At 73.1% G+C, this 12,894-nt stretch carries 13 protein-coding genes; 6 read left to right on the forward strand and 7 right to left on the reverse strand.

The features are described from left to right. Nucleotides 1-346 precede the first annotated feature (346 nt). Complete coding sequence (locus ACIBW6_RS22210; RefSeq protein ID WP_399062159.1) at nucleotides 347-1,801, forward strand: MFS transporter; 1,455 nt, start codon at nucleotides 347-349, stop codon at nucleotides 1,799-1,801. A 92-nt stretch (nucleotides 1,802-1,893) separates the two neighbouring features. On the opposite strand, the gene ACIBW6_RS22215 is transcribed toward ACIBW6_RS22210, so the two are convergent. Next, nucleotides 1,894-2,676, reverse strand: a complete 783-nt coding sequence (locus ACIBW6_RS22215) for an HAD-IB family hydrolase (RefSeq protein ID WP_399062161.1) — start codon at nucleotides 2,674-2,676, stop codon at nucleotides 1,894-1,896. A gap of 228 nt (nucleotides 2,677-2,904) precedes the next feature. On the opposite strand from ACIBW6_RS22215, the gene ACIBW6_RS22220 reads away from it, so the two are divergent. Next, nucleotides 2,905-3,177, forward strand: a complete 273-nt coding sequence (locus ACIBW6_RS22220; RefSeq protein WP_399062163.1) for a LysR family transcriptional regulator — start codon at nucleotides 2,905-2,907, stop codon at nucleotides 3,175-3,177. Between the two features lie 43 nt (nucleotides 3,178-3,220). Here ACIBW6_RS22220 and ACIBW6_RS22225 read toward each other — a convergent pair whose 3' ends face one another. Further along, nucleotides 3,221-3,871 (reverse strand): hypothetical protein, encoded by a 651-nt coding sequence (locus ACIBW6_RS22225; protein WP_399062165.1) that lies wholly within the window; start codon nucleotides 3,869-3,871, stop codon nucleotides 3,221-3,223. Nucleotides 3,872-4,042: 171 nt separating this feature from the next. Beyond that, nucleotides 4,043-4,852 carry an AfsA-related hotdog domain-containing protein gene (locus tag ACIBW6_RS22230; protein WP_399062167.1) on the reverse strand — a complete coding sequence of 270 codons (810 nt, stop codon included), beginning with the start codon at nucleotides 4,850-4,852 and terminating at the stop codon, nucleotides 4,043-4,045. 237 nt (nucleotides 4,853-5,089) lie between these two features. Here ACIBW6_RS22230 and ACIBW6_RS22235 point away from each other — a divergent pair, with 237 nt between their 5' ends. Both ACIBW6_RS22235 and ACIBW6_RS22240 read left to right on the forward strand, forming a co-directional pair. After that, nucleotides 5,090-5,701, forward strand: a complete 612-nt coding sequence (locus tag ACIBW6_RS22235; protein WP_399062168.1) for a TetR/AcrR family transcriptional regulator — start codon at nucleotides 5,090-5,092, stop codon at nucleotides 5,699-5,701. A gap of 402 nt (nucleotides 5,702-6,103) precedes the next feature. Next, nucleotides 6,104-6,553, forward strand: coding sequence for a MerR family transcriptional regulator (locus ACIBW6_RS22240; protein WP_399062170.1), 450 nt, complete (start codon nucleotides 6,104-6,106; stop codon nucleotides 6,551-6,553). Nucleotides 6,554-6,609: 56 nt separating this feature from the next. On the opposite strand, the gene ACIBW6_RS22245 is transcribed toward ACIBW6_RS22240, so the two are convergent. Continuing rightward, a complete protein-coding gene (locus ACIBW6_RS22245) occupies nucleotides 6,610-7,848 on the reverse strand; it encodes an acyl-CoA dehydrogenase family protein (protein WP_399062173.1) in 1,239 nt (412 codons plus the stop codon). Nucleotides 7,849-7,952: 104 nt separating this feature from the next. Between ACIBW6_RS22245 and ACIBW6_RS22250 the strand changes: the two genes are divergently transcribed. After that, nucleotides 7,953-8,555 (forward strand): TetR family transcriptional regulator, encoded by a 603-nt coding sequence (locus ACIBW6_RS22250; protein ID WP_399062175.1) that lies wholly within the window; start codon nucleotides 7,953-7,955, stop codon nucleotides 8,553-8,555. On the opposite strand, the gene ACIBW6_RS22255 is transcribed toward ACIBW6_RS22250, so the two are convergent. After that, nucleotides 8,444-9,508, reverse strand: coding sequence for a ScbA/BarX family gamma-butyrolactone biosynthesis protein (locus ACIBW6_RS22255; RefSeq protein ID WP_399062177.1), 1,065 nt, complete (start codon nucleotides 9,506-9,508; stop codon nucleotides 8,444-8,446). The genes ACIBW6_RS22250 and ACIBW6_RS22255 overlap by 112 nt on opposite strands. Nucleotides 9,509-9,680: 172 nt before the next feature. Here ACIBW6_RS22255 and ACIBW6_RS22260 point away from each other — a divergent pair, with 172 nt between their 5' ends. Further along, nucleotides 9,681-10,340, forward strand: coding sequence for a ScbR family autoregulator-binding transcription factor (locus tag ACIBW6_RS22260; RefSeq protein ID WP_399062179.1), 660 nt, complete (start codon nucleotides 9,681-9,683; stop codon nucleotides 10,338-10,340). 162 nt (nucleotides 10,341-10,502) lie between these two features. On the opposite strand, the gene ACIBW6_RS22265 is transcribed toward ACIBW6_RS22260, so the two are convergent. Beyond that, nucleotides 10,503-11,942, reverse strand: coding sequence for an MFS transporter (locus tag ACIBW6_RS22265; protein ID WP_399062181.1), 1,440 nt, complete (start codon nucleotides 11,940-11,942; stop codon nucleotides 10,503-10,505). Next, complete coding sequence (locus ACIBW6_RS22270; protein ID WP_399062183.1) at nucleotides 11,939-12,847, reverse strand: alpha/beta hydrolase; 909 nt, start codon at nucleotides 12,845-12,847, stop codon at nucleotides 11,939-11,941. Before ACIBW6_RS22270 ends, ACIBW6_RS22265 begins: the two co-directional genes overlap by 4 nt. Between the last annotated feature and the right edge of the window lie 47 nt (nucleotides 12,848-12,894).

The raw sequence follows: 12,894 nt of genomic DNA on the forward strand, positions 1-12,894 counted from the left end.
GGGGGGCGCCGACGCGGACGGTAGCGGGTGCAGTCGCATGATTACAACCATCCGGTTGGTTTTATCGGTGGCCGCGGAGTCGCTCGCGGTCCGCCCCCGAGCACCCTCCCGCCGCCCCCCACGTGGGACATCCAAGCGAAGGGGCGATTCCACCGCACGGCGTCGCGGCAACGGTTTCCGCGCGTGCTCCCCTTTTAAAACCAACTAGATGGTTGCAGGAAGGATCCGTAACCGGCTAGCTTCATGCCTGTCACTCCTCGCCGGCCCGCCTGAGGTTCGCCCCCGCCTCGCCATGTCCGGCCCCGCCCCACCCCCACCGGAAGTCCCCGGTGAAGAGAGGAACCCTGTGCGCACGCCCGCCCCCGTACAGACCCGGCCGCCCCGCGCCGACCATCCCCTGTCCGAACCGGTCCGCGTACCCAACCCGCCCACGAAGCGCCGTAGTTCGTCCCAGGGCATCGTCCTCGCCGCGTCCCTGCTCGCCTTCTTCGTCATCAGCCTCGACGGGTCCGTCGTCAACGTGGCCCTGCCGGCCATCTCCGACAGCCTCAGCGGCTCGATGGCCGACCTGCAGTGGATCGTCGACGGATACACGCTGATGTTCGCCGCGTTCATGCTGACCGCCGGCACGTTCTCGGACCGCATCGGCGCGAGCCGCGCCTACGCCTGGGGGCTCGGCCTGTTCACCGTCGCCTCCCTGGCCTGTGGCGTCGCCCCGAACCTCGGCACGCTGATCGGTGCCCGCATGGTCCAGGGCGGCGCCGCCGCGCTCATGGTCCCCGCCTCCCTGGCGCTGATCCGGCAGACCTGCTCCGACCCCGGCAAGCGGGCCCGCGCCATCGCCATCTGGACCGCGGCCGGTTCCGTCGCCGTCGCCCTCGGGCCGGTCATCGGGGGCATGCTCACCAGCGGTCTGAGCTGGCGCGCCGTCTTCTACCTCAACATCCCCGTCGGGGCCGTCGGTCTCGCCCTGCTGACCCGCATCCCCGCCTCGACGCGCCGCCGGGCGCCCATCGACTTCTTCAGCCAGCTTTCCGTCGTCGCGTCCCTGTCCAGCCTCACCTACGCCGTCATCGAGGGCGGCCGCGAGGGGTGGAGCAGCGCCACCGTCCTGGGCTCCCTGGTCCTGACCGTCGTGGCCGCGGTCGTCTTCGCCGGCCGACAGACGCGCCTGGGCCACCCGATGGTGCCGCTGAGCATCTTCAAGTCCCGCATCGTCGTCGTCTGCCTGGCGGCCGGCTTCTCCGTCAACGCGGTCTTCTACGGCGCGATCTTCCTGCTCGGCATGTACTTCCAGCAGGTGCGCGGCGCCTCCCCGATCAGCACGGGCGCCATGTTCATCCCGATGTGCGCGCTGATCTCCGTGGTGAACATGGCCAGTGTGAAGCTGGCCGGGCGCAAGGGTGCCTGGCTGCCGATGACCATCGGGCAGCTGATCATGACGGCGGGCAGCCTGCTCATGCTGACCGTGACCTCCTCCACGTCCTACCTGATCCCGGTGCTCCTGCTGGTCCCGATCGGTCTGGGCGGCGGCTTCGCGGTGCCGTCGCTGACCGCCGCCATCATGGAGAACATCGACGGCGAGCGGGCGGGCACGGCGGCGGCCATGCTCAACACCTTCCGTCAGGTGGGCAGTTGCATTGCCGTCGCGGCCTTCGGCGCGCTCATCGCCGACACCGCGCACTTCCAGCGCGGCATGCACACCAGCTTCGTCATCAGCGTGGTGATGCTGCTCGTGACGGCCGCGGGCACGGGGCTGCTCCTGCCCCGCCCGGCCAAGAAGGGGACGGCCGGGAAGTAGGGCTCCGGCCCGCCCCCGCCACCGGCCTTCGCGCCCCGGGCGCCGGCAGGTACCGGCACCCGGGGCGCGAAGACCTCACGGGGAGGCGGCGGTCAGCAGGCCCGGGCGCAGACGCCCGGGCCGGCCACCAGGTGCTCGGCGCGCCCCGTCGACCAGCAGGTGAACGCCGCTGCCCCGCGGATGCGGTCCCGCGCCGCGGTCGACGCGCGCTGCGCGAGGTAGGTGTGGAGCCCGGGGTCGTCGCCGACGGCGCGCGCGTTGCCGACGCAGTCCATCATCGGGGCGTCGGAGGGGTGGTCGCCGTAGGCGTAGCAGGCCTGCGGGTCGAGGGAGGGGTGCTCGGCCAGGACGCGGAGCACCGCGGCGCGCTTGCCTTCACCGATCATGGACTGGTCGACCTCGCCCGTCAGGACGCCCTGGTGAACGACGGGTACGGTGCTCAGGACGCGCGCGGCCCCCACCGCCTCGCCGATCGGGTTGACGCAGGCCCCGAAGGAGCCGCTGACCAGGACGACCGCGGCACCCTGCGCCTGGTGGCGGCGGAGCGCGTCGAGGGTCTCCTCGATGAAGAAGCCGGACTGCGCGCCGCGCTGGGCGAACCAGGCCCGTCCCAGCTCGGTGAGCCGCTGCGCGCGGTAGCCGGCCCAGGCCGTCCGGTAGTAGGCCCGGTTGAGCTCGGCGCGGGCCACGCCTGCGGCGGCCATCGTCTCGAAGCGGCTACGGGTCGTCCGGTAGAGCGTCTCCCCTTCGGCGCCGTGCAGGCGTACGAGGGCGAAGTGCAGGAAGTCGAAGACGCTCTTGCAGTCGATGAGCGTCTCGTCGACGTCGCTGAACACGAGGTATGCCGGTTCGGTCCGTGTGGCCGTGCTGCTCATGTGGTCCCCACCCCTTGAGTCTCCGTGCCGTACGTATTCCTTCGCGAAGGTATCTTATGTCCAGACGGAGCCGCCAGGGATTTCTGGTTCGGCGCTCCACACTCCCCTTGCGGGCCTTCGCGCATCGCAGGGACGTGCTGGTCAATAAAATACATTCGCGGAGGTATCTTGGACAGCACGCGGCGAACCGGTCGGGTGACGGGCTCCGGCCAGGAAGGGGAACTGAGGATGGAACTGCACCAGCTCCGGGCGTTTCGCGAGGTGGCGCGGGCGCGCAGCTTCACGAAGGCGGCCGGCAACCTGTACTGCGCCCAGTCCACGCTCACGGGTCAGATCCGGGGGCTGGAGCGGGCACTGGGAACCGAGCTGTTCCGTCGCCGCGGGCGGCTGCCGGTCGAACTCACCCCGGCGGGGGCCGCGTTGCTCGCGCGCACCGACCGGATCCTCCAGGCCGTCGCGGACGCCGACCGGGCGGTGCGGGGGCTGAGAGCCTGCCTGTGAACTCCGTCCGCGCCCCGACGCCCGGCCCGCACCCCCCGGGCTCTCAGCCCCCGGAGACGGTCGTGAACTCCTGGAAGGCGGGGCCCCGGAGCGTGAGCTGGGCATGGAGGTCGCCGCCCGGGCCGCGGGAGCCGGTGGCTCCGCAGGAGGTCAGCTGGTTGCTCATCCACAGCACGACGACGTTCGTGATGCGGGAGGAGCCGGCGGCTCGCCCGGGGAAGGGGTTGAGCAGGGTGGCCTGGTAGTGGGCCGTGCCGTGCCGGTCGCTGAGGAAGGCGCCGGGGATGCCCAGGGGGCCGGGACGGGCGGGGCCCGCGGGGTCCAGGCCGTGTTCGCGCAGCGACATGACGGCGTAGAGGCTGTCGGGGATGAGGCCGGTGAAGGTGAAGGAGAAGTCGGCCGTGCGGCGGTCCCCTGGGACGTGCACGGTCAACTGACCGCGCGCCCTGGCCCATTGGGCGAGCCGGAGCGGTTCGCGGACCGCGGTGCCGTCCCCATGGCGCACGGGCGGCGCACTGTCGGACGAGACCACCGCGCTGCCGTCCGGCGCCGCGCGGTCGGTCATGCCGATGACGACGGAGTCGCCGTTCTCGTCGACGATCTCGCTGGGCGGGTGGAGCGGGCCCTGGGTGGTGACGCTCAGGTCGTAGCTGCGGGTGCGGGCGGTGGCGAAGGTCGCCTCGGGGAGGGGCATGGTCGCTCCGATGCGGGACGTGGGTGGTGAGCCGGCCGGCGATGGCGCGCAGCGGGGGAGCTGATGGGTGCGCACATCACCGGCCGGCGTTCCGGGGGCGGCGGTCCGCTGCTCGGCGCACGGGAGGTGAGCGGCGGCCTGCCGCCCGGCGCACCGCGGACACCGGGCCGGTCAGACGGCGGCGAGAGCCGGCTGCGGCAGGGGCGCGGAGGCGGCCGCCGGGACCGCGGTGCCCGCCTCCCGGGCCTGGTGGGCGACGGCGTGCCGCGCGCGACGGTGCTCCTTGGCCTGCAGGACGTGTGTCTCGAAGGCGGTGAAGGCGACCGCGGTGACCGAGGAACGGCGCCCGGCCTGCAGGATGCTGATGTCGGCGGCGAACGCCAGGCGGGCCGGGTCCGCGGTGTCGGCGCGGGTGAGCCGGTACTCGACGGTGGCGTCGAGGGGGAAGAGGAAGTTCTCGAAGTCGGTGTGCATCGACTCGATGACGTAGGAGTAGCGCCGCTGCGGGTGGCGGGAGGCGAAGTAGCGCTCGCTGACGGCGAGGAACATCTGCCGGGCGGCCTCGACGGCGACCATCCCCTGGACGTGCTCGCCGGTCTGGTGGTCGAGCAGGATCTCGTTGTCGTCGTGCAGGCGCAGGGCGGCGGTGAAGGTGAGTTCGTCGGCGCGGCGCAGGTCGGCGACGAGGGTGTTGGCCGCGCGGTGCTTGTGGGCCTCGCCGCGGTTCGCGAGCGCCGGCTCGGCGTAGGGGAAGTCGAGGTCGCCCGCGCGGCCGCGCCGGACGAACGCGTCCCGGACCGCCCGGTGGTCCTCCGCGGTGACGCCCTGGCCGGCCCGTATGCGGATCGGCCCGTGGCCGTGGTCGTAGCGGCCCTGGCGCAGGCCGTCGATGAGCTGCGTGACGGTCTGGACGCCGTCCTGGGCGGTGAATCCGGCGAATCGGTCGCCGACGAGCAGGAGGGGCTCGGTCGCGCTCGGCATTTTGGATCTCCTCGGAAGGACGTGCCCGGGCGGGGCGGGGCCTGCGGTGATGGCGAAATGTCGTAGAGCTCGGGGCCCGCCTCGCTCTCGGCGGCGGTTCCGGTGGCCCCAGGCTAGAGCGGCGCCGCCCCCAATACAACCATCCAGTTGGTTTTTATCTGAGGTCCAGGCGGCTCGGCGGTTGGCCTCGGCGGAGCCAACTATCCAGTTGGTTGGCCCCTGCGCTACCCTTCCTCCATGACACCCACGGCCAAGAGTCAGCAGACCCGCGAGAAGCTCTTGGAGGCCGCGCAGGCGGAGTTCTCCGAGTTCGGCCTCGCCGGCGCCCGCGTGGACCGGATCGCCGAACGCTCCGGCGTGAACAAGCAGCGCATCTACGCCTACTTCGGCAACAAGGAGATGCTCTTCTCCGCCGTGATGAGCAAGGTGTACCAGCACATGGGGTCCCTGGTGCCGATCCCGACGACCGAGGAGGGGCTGCGCTCCTACGTGGGCGACGTCTTCGACTACCACCGCACCCATGGCGACCTGGTCTCCCTGCTGGCCTGGGAGGGGCTGCACTACCGCGACCGCCCGATCCCGGACGAGAAGGAACGCGAGACCTATTACGTCCGCAAGACCGTCGCCCTGAGCATGGCGCTGGGCATCGAGGACCCCACCGAGGCGGCGCGCATCCTGCTCGAACTCGTCGGCCTGTCGTCCTGGCCCTTCATCGTGCCGCAGCAGCGGCGCCTGATGCTCGGCCCCGGCCACGACACCGAGGCGAGCTGGAGCCTGCTGCGGACCAGCATCGTCCGGCACGGCGAGGCCATCATCGACAGCGTCATCGGGGAGCGCAGCGCCGTGTGAGCCGGCGCGAGCCGCCCGCGGGCACCCGGGCCTCCGGAGGCGCGTCGCTGACGCACGCCGCATCAACCAACCAGATGGTTGGAGTCCCGTGCGCGGAGCGGCGTACCGACCTCGCACCGTGCGACGCCGCCCCCGCCGCTCACTCCCCCGCGCCGATCGCCGGTCGCGACGGACAGTTGCGCTTGGCGACGCCATAAAATACCTTTACGAAGGAATCAAAAATGCCCGGACCTCTCGGCCCGGACCCCACGGCTCGCACACGGGCGATCGGTGGACCGTCCGCTCGTACGCGTCCTCGACCGGCCGCGGCGCGCACCGTGCCCCGCTCCCCGGGCCCGGCCGCCGGCAGCAGTGGCCCCCACCCGCCCCAGAGCACGCACCTTCCGAGCAAAGGACGTCCGAATGCCCTCCTCGTCGCGGTCCATCACCTACACGCGGGACGAGCTGGCCCGCCTCACCGGACTCACCCCGGACGTCCTGCGCTGGTTCGAGGACGAGGGGCTGATCGACCTCGGCACCGACCCCGCGCCGGCCGCCGGGGAGCGGGCCTACCACCCGGCCCACCTGCGCTGGCTGGAGTTCCTCAACCAGCTGCGCAGCACCGGGATGCCGCTCGCGGAGATGAGCCGGTACATGGAGCTGACCCGCGGCGGGGACGCCACGGTCGCCGAGCGGCGCCACCTGCTGGAGGTGCACCGCTCGCGCGCGAGCGCCCAGGTGGAGGGGGTGACGGCGATCCTGCGCCAACTCGACTGGAAGATCAGCTTCTACCTCGAGCGCGAGCGGGCCATGAGCGCCCGCCCGGCGGCGGAGCGGCGGGCGTCCCGTCCCGCGGAGCCCGCCCGGAGGTGACCGTCATGGCGCACCTCCGAGCGTCATCGCCGCCGGCCCTGCCGGGGCGTCCTCACTCAGCGGGGGGCGTCCCCCGCGGGCGCGCGCAGCGATCCCGCCCCGTGCCCGGCGCCGCCCACGGCCGCGGCGAAGGCGGTGGCCGTCGCCTCGACGCGCAGGACCGCGTGGGCGGCGACCGTGTGCACGTCGCGCCACATCCGCTGCAACTCCCCGCGTGCGTCGAGCATGTGGGACCCGCCGCGCACCAGCTCCCCCACCGCGTCGGCCAGCATCTGCGCCGCGACGGCGGCGTCCCGCTGGTTCGTCGCGACCAGGCTCCCGGTGACCGGCTCGGTGTCGGCGCGGTGCGCCGCGCGCTCCAGCAGCAGGCCCGCCGCCTCGATCCGCGCGGAGGCGGTCGCGAGCGTGGTGGCGACGGCCGGTGCGGTGGTGCGTACGGCGCCGGTCTTCGCGGGGGTCGTGGCCCACTGCGTCCACAGGTGCAGGGCGCGGCGGGCCGCACCGTACGCGGTGGCGCAGAACATCAGGCCGCCGGCCAGCTGGGCGGGGGCGGCGTGGGTGCGCGAGCGCCCGGGTCCGGCGCGGCCCGCGAGCATCTCGGCCAGGTCGAAGGTCAGGTGTGCGGGGACGTGCACGGCGCGGGCGTGGACCGTGTGCCCGGCGGTCGCCCGCAGGCCGACGGCGTCCCAGGACTCCTCGACGACGAGCCGGCCGGCGGGGACGGCGAACACCCGTACGGCGGAGCCCGCCGCGCCCGCGGGGTCCGTCACGGGTGCGGCCAGCAGCACCCACTGCACGTGGCTGACCGCGCTGACGGGCCGCCAGGTCCCGCTGAGCGTCCAGCCGTCGGCGCCGGCGCGCGCCGTGCCGGCGGGCGGTGCGATCGCCGCGGCGATCCGGGTGTGCGGCGTGTCCCGCCAGATCGCCCGCTGCCCCGCTTCGGGCAGGTAGGCGCAGAACCTGCCGTGGGCGGCGAACAGGGCCCCGCACCAGGCGGTGGACGGACAGTGCTCGGCCAGCAGGGACACCTCCTCCAGCAGCCGGGTGAAGGTCGCGTCGCCGCCGCCCCAGCGCGCGGGGACGAAGTGCGCGGGCAGGCCGGAGCGGCCGAGGGCCTCGACCGTGGCGGGGGCCAGCCGCTGTTCGGCGTCGGCCCGGGGGGCGTCCGCGCGGGCCAGGAGGGCCGTGTCCCGCAGGGCAGCGGCGCCGGGCGGAGCAGGCGGGTGCGACAGGGGTGGACGGGCTGTGCCGGCAGCGGGGACGCCGTCGTCGGCTCGAAGAACGGTGGAGGACACAACGAGTCTCCTGAGTTCTGGTAAGAAAAATGCATTCGAGAACGTATGAATGAGCTGTCGGGATGTCGGGATGTCGGATTCCGTCGGGCCGCGAGGAGTCATCGGTGAAGCAGGAAAGGTCAAGACGCACCCGTGAGCTGGTGCTCGACGCCGCGGCGGTGGAGTTCGCCGCACACGGCTACCTCGGCGCCAACATCCAGCGGGTGGCCGAGCACACGGGTCTGACCAAAGGGGCGGTGTACGGGCACTTCGGCTCCAAGGACGCCCTGGCGCAGGCCCTGGTCGCCCACCTGGAGACGGGGGTGCAGGGGCTGATCGCCCGGGTGCGCTCGGGCTCGGCCCCCGCCGTGGGGGTGTCCTCCGTACGCGAGATCTCCCTGGTCCTCGCCGACCTGCTCGCCTCCGACGTGCGCAGTGGCGCGGCGCTGCGCCTGACGGTGGAGCAGTCGCTCTCCCGCCCGCAGGAACCACCGGCCTTCGTGGCCCTGCGGGCGTTCGTCGAGGACGCGCTGCGGCGCAGCGGGCACGACGATGTGCCCCGGTCAGCGGCGCCGCTGCTGACCGACTTCGTCCTGATCCTGCTGGTGGGCTCCTACTACATCGCGCCGACGGGCCGTGAGGGCGTGCCGGCGAGCGTGCGCGGCCTGTGGGACGCCTTCCTGGCGCCGGCCCCCAGCAGACTGCCGGCCTGGGGGGCGGAGGCCTGAGCGGGCACGAGAGGACGGCTGCGCACCGCGTGCGGGGCGCGCTCCCAGGTGGCGGTGAACTCCGCGACGACGGCCTCGTTCTGGACCAGGTCGACGCGTGCGTCGAACCGCCGCTGCGTGCCGGTGGGCACCAGGGACCTGCGGGGCACGACGTACAGGGGCGCGTCGAACTCGGCGAACGCGTGGAACGTGCCGGCCGCGCCGACCATCAGGAAACCGTCCCGGGCGCCGTCGCCGGAGGTGCGCTGCACCGCGTGACCGACCTGCCGCACCGACTCCAGCATCACCATCATCGGCAGGTGGTCGGTGGGGTGGTCGAAGTAGACGGCGTGCCGCGGCTCCGCACGCACCTGCCACCGGCCGTCCCGGCCGACCCCCAGGACGCTGTCCCACGCGCGCTGCCGGCCCACGGTCGCCGCGGACAGCCGGCGCAGGGTCGCGTCCGGCTGAAGGCGGCTCGTCGCCGTGTCCTGGCCGCGCAGCCGCGCGTACAGGCGCCGGTCCATCGTGACGACACCGAGCGAGCCGCGCCCGCGGACCAGGCCGTCGATCAGCAGCAGGGCCTCGACGTGGAACCCGAAGCGCTGCGGCGCCCGGCACTCCGGGGTCCAGCGCCAGGTCACCTCCAACTCCACGTCAAGGGGGGCGCCGCCGGCGCGCAGGCCCTCCAGGTCGGTTATCTCGAACGAACTCGCGTTGCCGAGGAACTGGTGGGTGGGCGGGATGCCGCGGTGCACGTGCGCCAGGTAGACCATCGCCTGGCGCAGCGTCTCGGCGAACAGCAGCGGATCGCTGACGGCGCCGGCCCCCGGGCCGTAGAGCGCGTGGTCGCGGGGCCACTGGGCCGCGACGCGGAAGGTGTGTTCACCGGTCCGTACGGCGTCGGTGACGAACACCTCCGCGACGGCCGCCCGGTGGACCAGGTGGCGCGGGACCGGCTGGTCGTGGGACAAGGGTCGTACCTGTGGTTCAGACGTCATCTCGGAGGCGTCCCCCGGCACTTCCAACTGCATGACTGACTCCAATCAGCTACAGGCCGCGTACAATACCTTCACGCAGGTATATTTCAAGAGGGTGGCCGGTCCGGCACCTGGATGTACGGCCCCACAAGAGCGAGGAAGCCCGATGGACTCTGCCCAGCCGACAAGGACGTCAGCCACGGCGTCGGCCGGCACCCGTGCCCGCCCGGTCAAGGAGCTGAAGCAGGAGCGGGCCGTCCGCACCCGCAAGACGGTGCTGGCCGCCGCCGCCCAGGCCTTCGCCGCCCGGGGCTTCCCGCCGGTGACCGTGCAGGACGTCGCCGAGCTGGCCGGCATGACCAAGGGCGCGGTCTACTTCCACTTCGCCAACAAGGAAGCCCTGGCCCAGGCGGTGGCGAACGACTTCTACGCCTACCTCGACTCGATCGCCACGGCGGTCAGGGCGGAGGCCCTGCCGCCGGTGGCGCGGGTCCAGCAGCTGCTGCTGCGCACCGCGCGCGCCTTCCGCGACAACATGACCATCCAGGCCGGCGCCCGGCTGCAGATCGAGCGCGCGTACATCGGCATCGACCTGCCGGTCCCCTACCGCGGGTACCAGGCGATGGTCGCCACGGCGCTGCGCGAGGCGGTGGAGGCGGGCGAGATGCCGGCGTCGACCGATCCCGAGATGCTCGCCCGCGTCATCGTCGCCGCCTTCTTCGGCGCACAGCACATCTCGGGTGTCCTGCACGACCGCCAGGACATCACCGAGCGCGTCGAGGAGATCCTGGCGACGGTGCTGCCGGGGGTGGCGGGGGCCGCCTAGGTCTCCGCGGGCGGCACGGTCAGGCGAAGTGCTTGACGAGCACCGGTTCCGCGGAACGGCACGGAGGTCGTCCACCCCGTGCCGGGGGCGGTACCGGGCGCCCGCGTCATGACCCCCTGTCGCCCCCCGGGGGGGGCGAGGAAGGCGGCGGGACCGGACGTGTCAGCTCCGGGCCCCGGCCGGTGCGGGCTCCGCGGAGTCCGCGTGCTGGTGGCCGGCGGGCAGGAAGCGGAACACCCCCAGCGTCGTGGCCACCAGGACGGCGGCCGCGATGACGAGGCTGATGCGCATCCCGGTCATGAAGTGGGCCGAGTCGGCGATCAGCGCCCCCAGCAGGGCCACGCCGATGGCGCCGCCGAACTGGCGGGCGGCGCTGAGCACGCCGGAGGCAAGGCCCGCCCGCTCGTGCGGGACCGATTCCAGCATCGCCGTCGTCAGGGGCGGGATCGCCAGGCCGCCGCCGATGCCCAGCGGGACGAGCAGCACCAACAGCAGCGGCGTCGGGGTGTTCTCGTCGACGGCGAGCAGCCCGAGGATGCCCACGGTCTGGATGATCTGGCCGAGGATCAGCGGGAAGCGCGGCCCGCGGCGGTTGGTGAGCCTGCCCGCGAGCAGGTTGACCATCGTGGTGAAGGCCGTCATCGGGACGAACATGAGTCCGGCCACCAGGGCCGAGGCGCCGCGGTGCTCCTGGAAGAAGATCGTGAAGACGAAGACCAGTCCGTAGTAGCCCAGGTTGAGGGCCAGGCCCGCGCTGGTGCACACGGCCACCGCGGGGTTGCGGAACAAGGTCAGCGGCACCGCCGGGTCGCTCTGCCGGGACTCGGCGGTCAGGAAGGCCGCCCCGGCGACGATCGCGACCCCGAAGCCGGCCAGGGTGGCCGGCGCCGTCCAGCCGCCGGAGCCGCCGTTGATCACGGCGAAGACCAGGGCCGCGAGGGCCGGCACGGCGGTGATCTGGCCGGCCGGGTCCATCGGGGCCCGCCCGCGCGGGGAGCGCGGGGCGCGCACCATGCCGACGAGGGCGACGATGCCGACGGGCAGGTTGATGAAGAAGATCCACCGCCAGCCGAGCCCCGAGGTCAGGGCGCCGCCGACGACCGGGCCCGCGGCGACGGCCGCCCCACCGCCCGCCGTCCACCAGGCGATCCCGCGGGCGCGCAGCTCCGGGTCGTCATAGGCCTGCCGGACCAGGGCGAGCGAGGCCGGCATCATCACTGCCGCGCCCGCGCCCTGGATCGCCCGCGCGACGATGAGCACGTCGAGGTTGGGCGCGAGGCCGCACAGCGCGGACATCAGCGTGAAGACGGACAGGCCGATCGTGAAGGCCCGGCTCGCTCCGATGCGGTCGGAGATCGCGCCCGCCGACAGCAGCAGCGCGGCGAAGAGCAGGGTGTACGCCGTCACCACCCATTGCAGCGCGGAGACCTGGCCGTCCCACTGGGCGCCGATGCTCGGCAGCGCGACGTTCACCACCGTCGTGTCCAGCGTGATCACGAAGAAGGCGAGGCAGGCGACGAGGACGGTGGCGTCGGGGCTGAGCACCGGCCGCGGCCCGGCCGTCGGGCCGGAGCCGGGAGCGGCGGCGGTTCGCCTGGTCACAGCGTCCTTTCGAAATGGTCCCGCACGGAGTCCAGGGCCGGTTCCACCGTCGGCTCCTGGTCGTAGAAGTCGAACTGGCTGCCCGTCGTCCACCGCAGTTCCTTGGAGGCCGGCAGCGCCTCGTGGAAGCGGCGGGCGCCGTCCGGGACGGCGGCGTCCGGGCTGTGCAGCATGAAGGTGGGGGCCGTGCAGTGGGGGGCGACCGCGATGGGGTCGAAGGTCAGCCACTGCGGCCAGCTCATCACGGCGAACCGGTTGCCCCACTGCGGGACGGCTCCGCGGTCGGCCTGCAGGTAGTAGTCGAACGGCCCGTACATGGCGGCCCGTTCGTCGGTGGCGCTGGCCGCCGGGATGTACTCGACCTCGCCCGTCGACTCGTACGTCGCGCGGGCCGCCTCGCCCTGGGCCATCCGCTCGCGGACGCCGTCCGGGCCGCCGTAGATCGCCTCGACCAGGGTCGCGTCGTGCAGCCAGGGGGCGACCATGGCGACGGAGCGCAGCTGCGGCTCGCGGGAGCCGGCCACCGCGACGTACCCGGCGCCGGCGCAGATGCCGAGCGCGCCGATCCGGGACGCGTCCACGTCGGCCCGGGAGCGCAGGTGGGCGACGGCGCTCACGATGTCCTCGATCTTGCGCTCCGGCGACTCGAAGTCCCGCGGATCGCCCTTGGACTCCCCGTATCCGCGGAAGTCGAAGGCGAGCGCGGTCAGTCCGCGCCGGGCGAGACCGGCGGCGTACCGGCCCGCCATCTGCTCCTTGACCGTGAGCCACGAGCCGACCACGAGCACGGCCGGGGCCGCCTGCCCCGCCGACTGCGACGTCGGCAGGTAGAGATCGCCGCGCAGGTCGACCCCGGCACTGGGGAGGGTCACCCCCTCGACACGCACATCACCGTTGGGGGTCATGGGTCTCCCTTCCAGGGTCCTGCCAGCGCTCATTGCGCTCCGTGATG

It is taken from the genome of Streptomyces sp. NPDC049813 (genome assembly GCF_044465085.1).
Classification (GTDB): domain Bacteria; phylum Actinomycetota; class Actinomycetes; order Streptomycetales; family Streptomycetaceae; genus Streptomyces.